The organism is Calditrichota bacterium (assembly GCA_013112635.1).
Taxonomy (GTDB): Bacteria; Calditrichota; Calditrichia; order Calditrichales; family J004; genus JABFGF01.
On the sequence record JABFGF010000007.1, the window covers coordinates 132,812 to 148,406 of the forward strand.

Genomic DNA, 15,595 nt, shown 5'->3' on the forward strand with positions numbered 1-15,595 from the left:
TTGCAGGAGCGGCTTTTATGGAATAAGAAAGGTATTAACCACTAAAAGGAGTAACGTTATGAAGAAGGTAATACTTATTGTACTGCTATTTACAGTCGTTGGATATTCAGGTGAATGGAAGGCGCAGACATTAAAAGGTATGAATGTTGTTGCATATATCGAAGATGGTGAACGGTTTGCATCGATAATTAAGGGACCTGGTTTGTCGTATACTATGTATGTCCCGGAGTATAATTATGGAAACTTTGGGTATATAATGATGCATGTAGATCTTAACTATAAAACAGTTTGCAACATTGAAGGAACGATATATGGCGTAACAAAAATCTTCATCTCCAGGGAAGATATCCCATATATGAAAAAGGGGAGACTCCTTGTATTTAAGGATGATGAAACAAATGCTTCCTTCATTTTCAAATTAACAGGATTTACAAAAGCCTGGAATCAGACTTTCTAAAATAAGAAGCCCTTTATGGGCTCTTTTTATCTCTATATTTGGCATAAGAACTCTGGTAAACCAACCTGGAGATTCTTATGAAAGTATCAACCAAACCAAGCCTGATTCCATTTGAGTTAACACTAAAATTCGAGACACTGGAAGAGCTGCAAGCGTTTGAAATGCTCTTTCATGTAGCAGCAGTAATGGAAGCAGAATTTTTCGAGAAGCATTTGGGTTCGAATGGAATTTCTGCTTTCCTTCCTAAATCATATACAGAAGAACAGCTGGACGATGTTTTAACGGATGTTGAGCGGCATTATACCCCTTAGTTGCTTCGGCAGTTAAGGGGATATAGAGCATCATCTTATTTTTTTTATTTAGAACTCCTTGTCTGTTCTTTTTGATAAAGGGATTCTAAATGAATAGATTTAGTAATGCAAAAGAATCCAAAAATAATAATTACTACCAATCGACTTATTCTTCGTGAAATGAACACACTCGATCTAGATTATTTGCATCAAATCTTTGATGAAGCGATTTCAATGACTTTTTATACCTCACCACAAAAGCGGGAAAAAGCTGAACTATGGATTGAGCATGTAATTACATCGTATAAAAAGAATGGATTTGGCATGTGGCTGTGCTTTAATACAAAAAACAAAAAGTTTATAGGACAATGTGGCTTAATGAAAAATGAAATCGATGGACATGAAGAAATTGAATTGGGATACTCAATTCTAAGGAAATGTTGGAACCAAAGATATGCAACAGAAGCTGCGAGGGCATGTATCAAGTATTCGTTTGAAATCCTAAATGTATTGCGTGTTGTATCAGTTATAGATAATAATATTTCATCTAAACATGTTTTGCATAAAATTGGAATGAAAAAAACAGGACAAGTTAAGCGTTGGAATAAGATTACTGACTTATATACTATTGATAAAACATGAACGGGCGATGTCCAATCTTAGTTGAAATTTTCAAGAAAAGGTCACGCCACGTTTAGTAATATTTTTTTTTGTTTATTTACTTCAGCTTTTAATACTTCACGCATCTCACTCAGTTTTTTATAGTTGTTTACTTTGCGCATTTTATGTTCTATTTCATATAAAGCGCTGGCCACCCATCGGTACCTTTGCGATGATGTTTTCCAATGCTTCACTTTGCGCAGGTACTTTTCAATTTGTGAGTTGAGGTTTTCAATGGCATTTGTAGTGGCAAAGCTTCTTCCAAAGTTTTCATACAAACCAAGACGGTGCAGGGTAAGTGTTTCTTCCAATCCTTCTTGCAGGGAACGGGAAGCACCCATGTTGTCTATCTTCAGGTCATCTAGTATAATCTTTAGCTCACTTTTTGCTTCGCCATAACTTTCCTTCCGGTAAGCTTTGTTCATACGTTTACGGTATTCTTTGGCTTTGTCTTCCGGCAGATAGCTGAGCACATTTTCACGTTTATGCCATTGGCATCGTTGAATAATGGCATATTTATCAAATACTTTCTTCACGGCCTTAAAAATCCCTTTAGAGCCATCAATAACAACCAGCAGGCCATCTTCATATTTCAAATCCACGGTCTACAAGGCTGCCCAATAGTTGGGCTATACTTTTATGGTTTTCTGTGGCTGTCTGGATAAAGCCTATGGGGATTTTGTCCCCGTGAATGGTGACACCAAGGACTATTAAGACCTGTTCTTTGGCCAAATATTTTCCATCGATAAACAGACTGATGAAATCATATTCTTTTAGATTGCGGTTTTCAAAGGCTTCCAGGCGCTGGCTGCTTTGCTCAATAAATTCCTTGCTGACACTGGAGTGGCTGATCCCAAAACTGTCCATCATATTTTTTATTACGGGCTCATAATCGCGTGTGCTCAAACCTAAGAGAACAGCTTTTAAAACACGGTCATCTATTTCTTGCAACTCGCGCAGTTTGTTATAACTTTCCAGGCTTTTATTACACTTGTTTTCTTTGTCATAAATACGTGGTACATCGATTGGGATGCGTTGATGTCCTAATTTTATACTACCCCGATTGTAGCCCCAACGGCTGTATTGGCCATTGTTGGGCTTGCCATGTGTGTAACGCTCTCCGGTAAATTGCCTGACTTCATCTTCTAAGACATCGTTTACCAACATTCGTGAGATATCTAAATGATGTTGTAATGCCTGCATTTTTACATCCAGTTCCTGATCTAAAAGCCAGCTTATTTTATTGCGGTTTATGCTTGTTGTTTTTACTTTCATCTCAAGGGTTCCTCCTCTTTTTTTATTTATGGCTAAATAAAACTAACCAAATTTGGTTTTGTGAGGAACCTTTTCTTTTTAAATTTCAACTGACTTTAAGATAACACCCATGAACGACGAATAAATATATAATAATCAATTAGGATGTTTTTATAATGAAAGGTAATGTGTATATTTGAACAATGGTTCAAATATAATGAAATATTGATAATGGAACATATTCGGGAAAATAAAAGTAACTAATGAAATGATACTAAATAATTTAAAAGTTGTATTAGCATTTTTTGTATTAATTCAATCACTTCTTTTTCAGGTTTCATTACCCGAGTTAGTGCTTTGTTTTGGTGATGATGGCCATATTGCACTTGAAAGCTCTGAAAGGGACGCAGATCATAAGCATGATAAAAATCACTTTAGTGATTTAGTCAAACTATTTAATCAAAATGATTCTGATGACTGTACCGATATAAACTTAGACTGGCATTTCAGCAATGCCGATGTCATCAAGAAATCAAATAAAAATCTTAATCACAACTCTTTTGTATTTGTACCCAATGCATTGCTACACACCTCAAAGCCCTCAATAAAAAGCAATATTAATATTATATCTAATACAAATAAACACACTATTACCTCAATTCAAACTACTATTCTTCTAATTTGATCTCACTTCATTGAAAACAGAACTCTTGTTTTCTCAATCAAAAACTTTTATAAATAATTTTTCGCAAGGCAAATGTTTTTGTGCGAAAAATAGTATTTAAAATCCAAATTTTATTATGGAGTGAGTGATGAAATTCATACTTATTACAAGTATTGGTTTACTTATACTTTTTTCCAGTTGTACTTCAATAAGAACAACCGCAGTAATTCCGGAAAGCCAACCAATACTAAAATCAATACAAGCCGAAACAAAAACCGGCTTCCCAGCAAAAGAAGTTGAAGATCCACAAGGTATCCTAACTTTGGAAAAAGCTATACAACTCGCCCTGATGCAAAATCCACGGTTAGCTGTTTATTCCCTGGAAATCCGTGCCCGAGATGCAGATGCGTTACAAGCTTCCCTTTTTCCCAATCCTGAAATTGAAATTGAAACAGAGAACTTTGCGGGAAGTGGGGTTTATAGAGGGATCGATGCTACTGAAACAACAATCTCGCTTGGGCAATTATTAGAGCTTTCTGGAAAGCGTGAAAAACGAACAAAAGTGGCGGTGTTTGAGAGTGACCTTGCTGCCTGGGACTATGAAGCGTTGAAACTGCAAGTCTATACTTCTGTTGTAAGGAATTATATACAGGTTCTGGCCCTTCAGGAAAAAATAGAGCTTGATAAAGAGTTGTTAAACATCTCAGAGAAATTGGTTGAATCTGTTAAAAAGCGTGTACAGTCTGGTGGATTGTCCCCTGCTGAAACAGCGCGGGCCAATGTTGTTGTAAGTAATGCAGAAATTACCCTCCAGCGCACAGAACGGCAGCTATTAGCTACCCGGTCATTATTGGCATCTACCTGGAATGGCAAAGGACTTTTTGCTACAATACAAGGAAGCCTTGAAGCCAACCGAAAAATCCCGGAAAAAGATATAATAAAACAAAAACTAGATCAAGCCCCAGAGTTAGCACGCTGGTCTGTCGAAATGGAAAGGCGACGCAGTTCCCTGGAATTGGCAGAAGCTATGGCAGTGCCCGATCCCACAATAAGCCTGGCCTATCGCAGAATTAATGAGTCTAAAGATAATGCATTGGTTGCTGGACTATCTATTCCTTTACCTTTTTTTGATCGTAATCAGGGAAACGTCCAAAAAAAGCAGATCAGGGTAAAACAGGGTGTTTGGGAAAAGAAAACGGTACGAAACAATTTAAATACACGCCTGGAAAGTCTTTATCCCAACGCAGAAGCTTTGGCAGCAGAAATATCTGCACTGCGACAAACAGCTATTCCCCAAGCAGAGAAAGCATTTGTAATTATCAGCGAAAGCTACCAACGCGGCAAATTTCAATTAATTGACGTTTTGGATGCGCAGCGGACTCTTTTTGAGGCACGTCGCAGGTTAGTTGATTCGTTGTTAGATTTCAAAATGACAATAACAGAGCTTGAACGATTGATCGGGCGAGATCTACAAAGTTTATAATATTTTAAGAATTGATAAAGGAAAAAACGATGAAATTTGCATTAATCAAAGTAGCGGCATTATTAGTAGTTACAATTTTAGTTATAAGTTGTGGAGAAAAGCAAAAAACAAACGCTGAAGTACATAATGAAGAAAGCATAAGTGAAAAAGGTGGGTATAATGAAGTTGTCCAAATAAGTGATGCGGAATTGCAGGAATTTGGAATCGAGCTTGCGACAGCAGGACCAGGAAAATTAGCAATTCATGTTTCTCTCCCAGGTGAGATTATTATTCCTCCAGATAACCTTGCCCACATTCATCCCCGTTTTGCAGGAATAGTTAAAGAAGTCCGCAAACATATTGGAGATAAAGTTAGAAAAGGCGATGTACTTGCCGTAATAGAAAGCAATGAGAGTTTAGCGGAATATCAGATAAAATCATTGATTGATGGTACCGTTGTTGAAAAGCACTTCTCTTTAGGGGAGGTGGTGGAAGGAACAGATCATGGCTTTGTTGTGGCAAATTTGAGCCAGGTTTGGGCTATGCTGACCCTGTATCAAAAAGACCTTCCCTTTGTTAAAACAGGACAAGAAGTAACAATTTCCCTGGGATCGGAAATGGAGAAAAGTGTAGGAAAAATTGCCTATATCTCGCCTATCATTGATGAAATAACACGAACAGCGAAAGCCAGGATCATTTTAAACAATAGAAAAGGATATTGGAAGCCAGGATTATTTGTGACAGGATCTATCGCTACTTCTGAAAGTGAAGTCGATGTTGTCATTCCAAAAACAGCACTGGAAACCTTTGAAGGCAAAACGGTAGTCTTTGTAAAAAATGATGAGGGTTTTGAGCCACGTGAGGTAATTATCGGAAAAACCAACCACCTTAATGTAGAAGCTATCAGTGGAATAAAAAGCGGTGATATTTTTGTAAGTAAGGGTGGATTCACACTAAAATCGGAGCTACAAAAAGGAGAAATGGGTGAAGGGCACGGACATTAATCCATCTGTTTGTCATTACAATTGGTTTCTAAAAATAATCCAAGCAGGAGGTAAGCATTTCTAGAAAAAGGAAAACTTTCTGAAAGGGTTAATAATTTTAATAATGGAGTTTTAATCTAAAATGAAAAAAATAATTGAATTCTCATTACGCAACCGCTTACTGATGATTGCATTGGGTGTGTTGATAATGGCCGCTGGTTATTTTAGCTATAGACAGTTGCCGATAGACGCTTTTCCTGATGTATCACCATCTTTGGTCCAGGTATTTACCGAAACCGATGGATTGGCACCGGAAGAGATTGAAAAGTATGTCACGTTTCCTGTAGAGGCTGCCATGAACGGTCTGCCAAATTTGAAAAAAATACGCTCGGTTTCAAATTTTGGTCTAAGTGTGGTTAATATATATTTTGAAGATGCAACAGATATATATTTTGCTCGGCAATTGGTAAATGAACGGTTGCAAGAAGCTCGTGAGCAAATACCTGAAGGTTTTGGCGAACCGGCCATGGGGCCAATTTCCACAGGTATGGGACTTATATTGTTTTACTACCTGGAAGATACAACAGGGCAATACTCCTCAACAGAATTACGAACTATTCAGGATTGGCTTATCAAATACCAATTGCAAACTGTGCCCGGGGTAACAGAAGTGCTTGGAATTGGTGGTTGGGAAAAGCAATTTCAGGTAGTTATAAATCCTTCTGCATTACTACAATATGGTGTTACTGTTCATCAAATACTGGAAAAGATTAGCTCAAACAACCTTAATGTCGGCGCACAATTTATTGAAAAAAATTCTGAAGAGTTTATTGTGCGTTCAGTCGGGCTGGTTACGGATATAAATGACATTGAAAATATTGTCATCAAGGCTGAAGACGGAATCCCGGTTTTCTTAAAACAGATTGCTGATATAGAAATAGGCGGTGCTGTCCGGCGTGGTGTGCAAACCCGTGATGGCATAGAAGAAGTTGTTTCCGGGATGGTTGTAAAATTGTATGGAAGCAATTCCAGTACGGTAATCAGCAAAGTAGAATCTAAAATGCAAGAGATAAATAAAACCCTGCCCAAAGGAATACAGATTGTACCTTATTATCAACAAAAAACACTTGTGGAGTCCGCAGTAAGCACCGTAACAGATGCGCTAGTTCAAGGCATTTTTCTTGTAGCACTTGTACTGATTATTTTTATGGGATCATTCCGACCCAGCCTGGTGGTTGCTCTTTCGATTCCGTTTTCAATTCTGTTTGCCATGGTAGGTATGCGCTATTTTGGCATCTCGGTAAACCTGATGTCTTTTGGCGGGTTGGCCATTGCCATTGGCATGATGGTAGATGGTACAATTGTCATGGTGGAAAATGTGGATCGCATGCTACGCAGTGCCAATGGAACAGAGTCACGCATTCATATAGTGGCGCGCGCCTGCCTTGAGGTAGCTCGGCCAATTCTGTTTGCCATCACCATTATCATAGTTGTTTTTCTACCATTGTTTACTTTGCAAGGGGTAGAAGGCAAAACATTCCGTCCTTTGGCAGAGACTGTCTCATTGGTCATGTTGGGTTCGTTAATTTTTGCCATAGCCCTGGCGCCACTTTTTGCACACATGATGATGCGCCGGCCAAAATCCCAATCAGGTGAAAATGAGAAACCAAAAGAAGTGTTTCTTGTCCGTTTCCTGACGCGATTATATGAACCCCTGTTGCGGTTTTTTATAAAACGTCGTTCCTTTGCGATTGTCTTGGCTGCTGGCTTATTGCTTATTGGCGGACTTATTTATCCCCGGCTCGGCTCCGAGTTTACTCCGACCTTGCAGGAAGGCACAATAGTTTTACGCTTAACAATGGCGCCATCCATTTCATTAACCGAAAGTACACGCATTACACAGATCGTAGAACGACGGGTTATGAGAGTGCCGGAAGTGACCCATGTAGTGACACGAATTGGACGGGGTGAAGTCGGCGCACATACCGATCCGATTAACAGTGCTGAAATGTATGTGATTCTGAAAGACAAGGACGAATGGCGAACTGCTGAAACACAGGCGGATTTGGAAGAAGTGATCCGCGAAGAAGTGGGTGAAATCCATGGAGTGCTTGCTAACTTTACACAGCCTATTCAAATGACTGTCGATGAACTGTTGGAAGGCGTTCGAGCCGAACTCGCCATAAAATTGTTTGGTGATGACCTTGATATACTTAAAGAAAAAGCAGATGAAATTGTAGCAGCCGTCAGTAAGGTACCGGGCGCCGCGGATGTACAGGCTGACCAGATTAGCGGGACACCACAATTACTGATAAAAGTGGATCGCCAGTCCATCGCTCGCTATGGGGTTAATGTAGAGCAAGTGCAACAAACTATCCGTGCGGCAATTGGTGGCGAAACTGCCGGACAGCTTTTTGAAGGCGTGCGCCGTTTTGATATTCTGGTGCGTTTTGATGAACAATTCCGTTCAACAAAGGATGCTATTGGCCAATTACTTATTGAAACACCCGATGGAATAAAATTACCACTAAGCCAGCTGGCATCGATTGAAGAATTGGTTGGACCGCGGCAGATCACTCGTGAAAACAGCCAGCGTTTTATTGTTATTCAAAGCAATGTTGTTGGCCGGGACATAGGTTCTTTTGTGGTTGATGGACAGAAAGCCATTGAAGAAAATGTGGATTTACCACCGGGATACTTGGTTACCTGGGGCGGTCAGTTCCGCTTGCAACAGGAAGCAAATAAGCGGCTGGCGGTCGTAGTACCGATTACACTTTTGATTATATTCTTATTACTCTATTCCAGCTTCGGTTCTATGAAAAACACATTTCTGATTCTATTAAATATTCCGTTGGCGCTGGTTGGTGGGGTTGTTGGACTCTGGATTACCAGGCAAAACCTGTCTGTTCCTTCTTCTGTGGGTTTTATAGCACTATTTGGCATTGCCTTGGAAAATGGTATGGTGTTGGTAACTTATCTAAACCAGTTATTAAAAGACGGCGTTAAAATAGATGAAGCTTCTGTAAAAGGCGCCATGCTGCGCTTACGTCCAGTATTGATGACTGCCATAACAACCGGTCTCGGGCTAATTCCTTTATTGCTGGCAACAGGTACCGGCAGCGATGTACAAAGACCGTTGGCAACAGTGGTAGTGGGTGGACTGATTACATCGACCATTTTGACCTTGCTGGTAATTCCGGCTATTTATAAATGGTTTTCAATTGATAATGGCGACAAAACTCAGCTGGATTAGTTTCAAAAGTCAGGGATAAAGTATTTTGAAATAAGTAAAGTTAATCTATTTTGATAGTTGACAATTTGAATAATCCGGTGTATCTGCCGGATTATTTCTAGCGTTCTAACGATATTGAAGAAAAAATTTTTTGACGCAAAAAAACAATTTTATTATATTCCCGACCTTTTATTAGTGAATATCTATGAATCATTTAATTAAAATAAGCATAATATTACTTTATATAGTATTTGCTCAAATATATCCGGTTGTACATTGGCATGCTCAGGAACACCATGATGATGTAGCGTTTCGTTTAAGTGTTCATCCCCCGGAAGTACAATTAGACAGTTTTGATCATGACGATCATAATGATCAGGCTGATGAGCATGAACATGAAGACACACACTTTGATGGAGACAGTGATTATACAATTCATGCAAAAACAACAAATTCTATAATTACTGCAAAAACTCTTAAGAGTTATGTAGCTTCAGAGATTGAACCACAGGTTTTGAGCAGGATACCGAGGTATATACCTTTAAAAATCCCGAGTCAATATCTACCTTTATCATTTCCAAATCGCGCCCCCCCCATTTTTGTCTAAATAACTCATCAACCGATGCTGTTTAATTTTTTTTAAATAGTCTTCGGAAAATTATATCCAATTATACACAACACAATACAAGGAGGATAGAAGTGTCCATCCGAAGCTTTTTAATATTTTTATTAATTGCTGGCAGCTTGTTTGCACAAGGAAAGCAAGTTTCATTGGCTATTACAGATTTGCCAGAATTGCTTGTAAAAACAAGTCCGCAGCAAAGCTTGATTAATGCTCGACAAGCTATAATCAAAGCCCAAGGCGATGAAGCCTTGCAATGGTCAAATCCTGAGCTGAGCTATGATCAAGAATACGTTGAAAATAACGGAAACAAAGAAACTGAAAAATTGGCTTATATAAGCAAAACTTTTAGCCTACCATGGAATTATTGGCAACAGCGCAGTATATGGCAAGCTAATCTTGAAGCCGCAAAGTTAAACATGGAACAAGACTCGAAACTGTTGCTGGCATCTGTGCGCACGGGATATATAAAAGCAGGATTGCTAAAGAAATTATCTGAACAACAAATAAGTCTAAAAGAAGTTTTTAAAAAACTTAAACAGGCCGCCCACTCACAAAGCGAAGAAGGTGCAATTTCAAGAATGGAAGCACGACTGCTGGCCATGAGCATCTTTGGATTAGAGGGCGATTTATTACTTACTAAAAAGGAAAATAGCCTCGCATTAAGTTCATTGAAACAGATATTGGGTTTTGATTCTTCAGACGATATTATTCTAAGTACATCAATCCCATTTTTAAAAATTGACACAGATATTTTTGAAGGGGCGGAATTAACAAAAAACCATCCCGGACTAAAAGCTGGTCAGCTAAGGCTATCCGCATTGGAGCAAAGAATTACATTTGAAAAAAGCCGAATTATTCCTTCAATATCATTGCATGGTGGATATAAAAAAATAGATCCGGGCTGGAAGGGTTATACTTTTGGCCTGTCTATTCCATTGCCGCTTTTAAACTGGAATGGCCCGCAAATTGAAAAACAAAAAATAATTCATCAGATGCAGATGACAGAAAACGCTCTTTACCGTCAAAAAATGCGATCGCAAATTGATATCCTGGTTGAGACGGTTAAGAGGCAAATGGAATTATTGCATGAATATGGGAATGAGCAGTATAACAACACACTTGTTGAGGATTTATTAGCTGCTTATAAAGAGGGAACAATGTCTTTGGCCGAGTTCCTTAATGCGATACAAATTTATCGTGAAGCTAGCAAACAATATACTGAACAGTTGACCGGATACTATCGGGCTGTGTTTGAATTAGAGGCCATGTATGGTCGACAACTTGTAACATTTTAACAGAGGAAAACAATGAAAAAATTATTAGTAATTTTGCTAACGGGTTGGTTGCTGCTAATCGGCTGTCAACCGCATGATCATGAGCTCGAACAATCTGCAGCTGAAACGGAAGTTCCTGCTATTGCTATAACTCAATGGACAGAAAAGATGGAAATCTTTATGGAATATGAAACAGCTGTCGTAGGCCAGGAGATTAAATTCATCATTCATTTAACTACTATGGCTGATTTTCAACCGGTTCGTGAAGGTATGGTTTCACTGCATTTTAAACAGCCGAATGGATCAACGATATCAGTTCAAAAAGATGAACTACTGCGTGAAGGTATTTTTACACCCGTAAAAATATTTGAAACAGAAGGTGATTATCAATTCAGCATTAACTATCAGGGAGCTAAAGCAACGGAATCCTTTTCACTAGGCACTTTTCGGGTTTATAAAACATTTGCTGATATCCCTGCAAGCGAAGAAGAAGATGCTGGCGAGGAAATCAGTTATCTGAAAGAGCAACAGTGGAAAACATCTTTTGCTACAGAGGTCGCTCAGATGCGTCCAATTAAATCTTCTGTTGGGGTTGTGGGTGAAGTTAGGGTACGACCAGCTTCATACGCAGAAATTGTATCTCCGGTAGAAGGGATAATAAGCATTACTGAAGCAAAAAGGCTGGTTAAGCCAGGACAAAAAATAAGTATTGGCCAAACTATGGCCGTTATTGTTCCACCTTTAGTTGCCAAAAATAGCTGGGCGAAAATATATCTCGATTATGAGCAATCCAAAACGGAGTACGAAAGAGCGCAACGTTTAAAAGATAGAGCGGCAATCTCTGAGCGGGACTTTGAGCAGGCAAAACGAAATTATGAAATAAACAAGGCCGGATTTTCAAATTATTTTGATTCTGATGGCAGCAGTTTACGTTTTGATTCAAAGAACAACCAGTTCTTAATTACAGCGCCAATTAGTGGAATTGTTTCAGATGTGTCCATTTTACCAGGCCAGAAAATAGACCGCCATCAAAAATTATTCAGCATTGTTAACCCTGATATGGTGTGGTTAAAGTTGGACGTGTTTGCGGAACAGGCCAAAAATCTTACAGATATTTCCGGCGCCTCAATCAATATCCCCGGCAATGATAAAAAGATAAATCTTGATCGTGATGATATAAAGCTGATTAGCCGTGGCGAGATGATTGATCCTCAAAAAAGGACGCTTACTCTCTGGCTGGAAGCAAAAAATTACGAGCGCAAATTTTTAATTGGACAAACTTTTAGTGCGCAAATTTATACAAACCCGGAGCAGGACATGCTGACCGTTCCTTTGTCTGCTGTCTATGATGACAATTCGAAAAAAGTAATATTTGTTCACTCTTCTGGTGAATCTTTTGAAAAGCGTGAATTAGAAACGGGTCCGGTACATCGGGATTATATTTCTATTTTAAAAGGTGTTTCAGCCGGTGAAAGAGTTGTTAGTCTTGGTGGGTATCAGGTTAAATTGGCTTCCACTTCGGAAGAAATTGGTCACCCACATGCACACTAAATAAATGAATCTTGATGCCCGGTTTCTCGGGTATGACAAAAGAAAACAGGAAAAATTATGCTTGATAAATTAATGCAAATAAGTCTTAAAAACAGGCTGATAGTAATACTTGCATCCACGGCACTACTAATTACCGGAACAATTATTTCTATTGATTTACCGGTTGATGTGTTTCCGGATTTAACGGCGCCCACGGTTACCATACTTACCGAAGCACACGGTTTTGCGCCCGAAGAAGTGGAAATGCTTGTAACCTTTCCAATTGAAACCGCCGTGAATGGCGCATCGGGGGTACGTCGGGTACGTTCAAACTCTATTCAAGGCTTATCAACCATCTGGGTTGAGTTCGAATGGGGTACGGATATTTTTAAAGCCCGTCAAATAGTGAATGAAAAAATGCAGGCATTGCCAAATGCTATCCCCTCAGGAGTTGATCAACCTCTTCTGGCTCCTGTAACTTCCATAATGGGTGAGATCATGCTGGTGGGATTAACCAGCGATACCCTGACTGCAATGAACTTGAGAACAATAGCAGACTATACCCTACGCAGACGCATTATGGCCGTGCCCGGTGTATCACAGGTTCTTGTTTATGGTGGCGAAACAAAACAATACCAGGTACAGATTGATCCCTGGCATTTGAAAAACAATAATCTTAGCCTGAACCAGGTATTAGTCGCTGTTTCGCGTACTAATGTTAATGCTGCAGGTGGGATTTTTGTACAATCTGGAAAAGAATATTTGATCCGTGGCATAGGCCGCATTGAGAATATTTCCGAATTAGAGAAAACTGTTGTCGCTGTGCGTAAAGGTGTTCCTTTGCTACTTGGCGATGTTGCGGAAGTTAAAATATCAGCCGCCACAAAAATTGGCGAAGCATCCATTAATAATGAAAAAGGAATTATGCTGATTGTCAGCAAACAGCCGGATGCTAACACCCTTGAGTTGACAGACCGAATTCAAATGGTTCTTAATGAATCGAAAAACACCTTGCCCGCTGGAATTGTGATGCACACTGATATTTTTAAACAATCAGATTTTATTGAACTGGCTATTAATAACGTAGTTGACGCTTTGCGTGATGGCGCTATTTTAGTTATTGTAGTTTTGATGCTATTTCTGGCCAATTTCCGTACGGTTATCATTTCTATCACAGCCATTCCTTTGTCCCTGATAATAACAATGATCGTACTAAAAGTATTTGATTTAACGGTCAATACTATGACCCTCGGTGGATTGGCCATCGCTATTGGTGTACTGGTTGATGATGCTATTATATATGTTGAAAATGTTCATCGGCGCTTGCGGCAAAACGTTTTAAAATCTGAACCGGAACAGCGATCCTTTATTGATGTTGTGCATGATGCTTCATCAGAAATCAGAACGCCCATTGTAATGGCAACCTTCATTATCATTGTTGTCTTTTTACCTCTGTTTTTCCTAAGCGGTGTTGAAGGACGTATGTTAAGGCCGCTTGGTATTGCTTATGTTGTTTCCATTTTTGCCTCACTTTTAGTTGCAGTTACCGTTACACCTGCGCTTAGTTCTTTCCTGCTTAGGAAGATAGGAAAGTTCAATCAAGTGGAACCATGGCTTGTTCGAAAACTAAAAAAAATATATCAACCTAGTCTGCAGTGGGCCTTACAACATGGGGGTATAATAATTTCTATGGCAGTGGTTTTTATAATTTCTGCATTGGTTACACTTCCTTTTATGGGGCGTTCCTTTTTACCAGAATTTAATGAAGGTACCTTTAATATCAGTATGGCAACCGTTCCTGGGACATCATTGGAAGAGTCTGATAAAATCGGGCAGATGGTTGAATCAATTCTTTTGGCGCATCCTGCTGTTAAATCTACAGCACGAAGAACCGGTAGAACAGAATTGGATGAACACTCTATGGGATCACACGCCCACGAAATGGAGGTTCAGATAGATTTAGAGCAAATTACTAAAGATGAATTGTTGATAGAGTTACGAAACAATTTATCTATTGTACCCGGAACAGTTATTACGATTGGACAGCCTATAAGCCACCGTATTGACCATATGCTGTCCGGTACAAGGGCTAATATTGCTGTAAAGATTTTTGGTCCTGATTTGTATAAGCTGCGCAGCCTGGCCGATAAAATTGAATCACAAATGAAAAATATTGAAGGCATTGTTGACCTGTCCAAAGATCAACAGACAGATGTTCCACAGGTACGGCTAAAAGTAAACCGTGATAATATTGCGCTTTTTGGATTAACCGCTGCTGATGTGGATGAGATGATAGATATTTCATTCCTGGGAATGCCAGTGTCTCAGGTTTATGAAGGACAGAACCGTCATGACATTGTTGTGCGTTACGCGCCGCAATTTCGCCATAACCTCGATGCAGTACGTAATTCATTAATTGATCTGCCAAGTGGTGCTCAAATACCTTTGAAAATGGTTACTGATATTCAGGTTGATAAAGGTCCAAACTATATAAGTCGTGAAAATGTACAACGCAAGATTGTAGTTCAGGCCAACGTGGCTGACAGGGATTTGCAAAGTGTGGTTGATGATATTAAATCACAGGTTGCTGAAAACGAAGACCTTCCACAAGGCTATTATGTGGAGTATGGCGGTCAATTTGAAAGTGCGACTGAAGCAACCCGCTTAATTATGTTACTTAGTATTCTTTCCATTATTGCTATTTTGGTAGCCCTTTACATGGAGTTTGGGAATTTCCGCCAATCATTACTTGTAATGGTTAATTTACCACTAGCCTTAATTGGTGGAGTAATTGCCCTGTTTTTTAGCGAAGGAATTATTACAATTGCGTCAATGGTTGGTTTTATTACTTTGTTTGGTATAGCCGTGCGTAATGGAATTATTATGGTTTCACATTATAACCATTTAATAGAGGAAGAAGGAAAATCCCTACACGATGCAGTTGTACAGGGTTCATTGGAAAGGCTAAATCCTATATTGATGACTGCATTAACAACAGGGCTTGCGTTGTTGCCTTTGGCCATGGCAATGGGAGAGCCGGGCAGTGAAATTCAGGCGCCGATGTCCATTGTAATTCTTGGTGGATTATTGACGGCCACTTTTTTAAATATGATTGTTATCCCTGTTCTTTTTGAAAAGTGGGGAGTAAGAAAAGGAATTTAGAG

13 protein-coding genes are annotated in these 15,595 nt (G+C 39.2%); 11 read left to right on the forward strand and 2 right to left on the reverse strand.

Annotated elements, in window-relative coordinates:
- Window positions 1–58: 58 nt before the first annotated feature.
- The 3 genes from HND50_17265 (at window position 59) to HND50_17275 (ending at window position 1,389) form a co-directional block, all read left to right on the forward strand.
- A complete protein-coding gene (locus HND50_17265) occupies window positions 59–457 on the forward strand; it encodes a hypothetical protein (GenBank protein ID NOG46996.1) in 399 nt (132 codons plus the stop codon).
- 77 nt (window positions 458–534) lie between these two features.
- Window positions 535–768, forward strand: coding sequence for a hypothetical protein (locus HND50_17270; protein NOG46997.1), 234 nt, complete (start codon window positions 535–537; stop codon window positions 766–768).
- 105 nt (window positions 769–873) lie between these two features.
- Entirely contained in the window at window positions 874–1,389 is a 516-nt protein-coding gene (locus HND50_17275; GenBank protein ID NOG46998.1) for a GNAT family N-acetyltransferase, read from the forward strand.
- Window positions 1,390–1,430: 41 nt separating this feature from the next.
- On the opposite strand, the gene HND50_17280 is transcribed toward HND50_17275, so the two are convergent.
- Together HND50_17280 and HND50_17285 are read right to left on the reverse strand one after the other, a co-directional pair.
- On the reverse strand, window positions 1,431–2,003 hold the full coding sequence (locus HND50_17280; GenBank protein NOG46999.1) for a hypothetical protein: 573 nt from the start codon (window positions 2,001–2,003) through the stop codon (window positions 1,431–1,433).
- Window positions 1,993–2,682 carry a hypothetical protein gene (locus tag HND50_17285; protein ID NOG47000.1) on the reverse strand — a complete coding sequence of 230 codons (690 nt, stop codon included), beginning with the start codon at window positions 2,680–2,682 and terminating at the stop codon, window positions 1,993–1,995. Before HND50_17285 ends, HND50_17280 begins: the two co-directional genes overlap by 11 nt.
- A gap of 247 nt (window positions 2,683–2,929) precedes the next feature.
- Here HND50_17285 and HND50_17290 point away from each other — a divergent pair, with 247 nt between their 5' ends.
- The 8 genes from HND50_17290 (at window position 2,930) to HND50_17325 (ending at window position 15,593) form a co-directional block, all read left to right on the forward strand.
- Complete coding sequence (locus HND50_17290) at window positions 2,930–3,346, forward strand: hypothetical protein (GenBank protein ID NOG47001.1); 417 nt, start codon at window positions 2,930–2,932, stop codon at window positions 3,344–3,346.
- 127 nt (window positions 3,347–3,473) lie between these two features.
- On the forward strand, window positions 3,474–4,808 hold the full coding sequence (locus HND50_17295) for a TolC family protein (GenBank protein NOG47002.1): 1,335 nt from the start codon (window positions 3,474–3,476) through the stop codon (window positions 4,806–4,808).
- A gap of 29 nt (window positions 4,809–4,837) precedes the next feature.
- Entirely contained in the window at window positions 4,838–5,791 is a 954-nt protein-coding gene (locus HND50_17300) for an HlyD family efflux transporter periplasmic adaptor subunit (GenBank protein NOG47003.1), read from the forward strand.
- 121 nt (window positions 5,792–5,912) lie between these two features.
- Window positions 5,913–9,023, forward strand: a complete 3,111-nt coding sequence (locus HND50_17305) for an efflux RND transporter permease subunit (GenBank protein ID NOG47004.1) — start codon at window positions 5,913–5,915, stop codon at window positions 9,021–9,023.
- Between the two features lie 184 nt (window positions 9,024–9,207).
- The gene (locus HND50_17310) at window positions 9,208–9,609 is read left to right on the forward strand and encodes a hypothetical protein (GenBank protein ID NOG47005.1); all 402 of its coding nucleotides are present in this window, start codon (window positions 9,208–9,210) and stop codon (window positions 9,607–9,609) included.
- Window positions 9,610–9,701: 92 nt separating this feature from the next.
- Complete coding sequence (locus tag HND50_17315) at window positions 9,702–10,922, forward strand: TolC family protein (protein ID NOG47006.1); 1,221 nt, start codon at window positions 9,702–9,704, stop codon at window positions 10,920–10,922.
- Between the two features lie 12 nt (window positions 10,923–10,934).
- Entirely contained in the window at window positions 10,935–12,452 is a 1,518-nt protein-coding gene (locus HND50_17320) for an efflux RND transporter periplasmic adaptor subunit (protein NOG47007.1), read from the forward strand.
- A gap of 57 nt (window positions 12,453–12,509) precedes the next feature.
- On the forward strand, window positions 12,510–15,593 hold the full coding sequence (locus tag HND50_17325; GenBank protein ID NOG47008.1) for an efflux RND transporter permease subunit: 3,084 nt from the start codon (window positions 12,510–12,512) through the stop codon (window positions 15,591–15,593).
- Window positions 15,594–15,595: the final 2 nt, after the last annotated feature.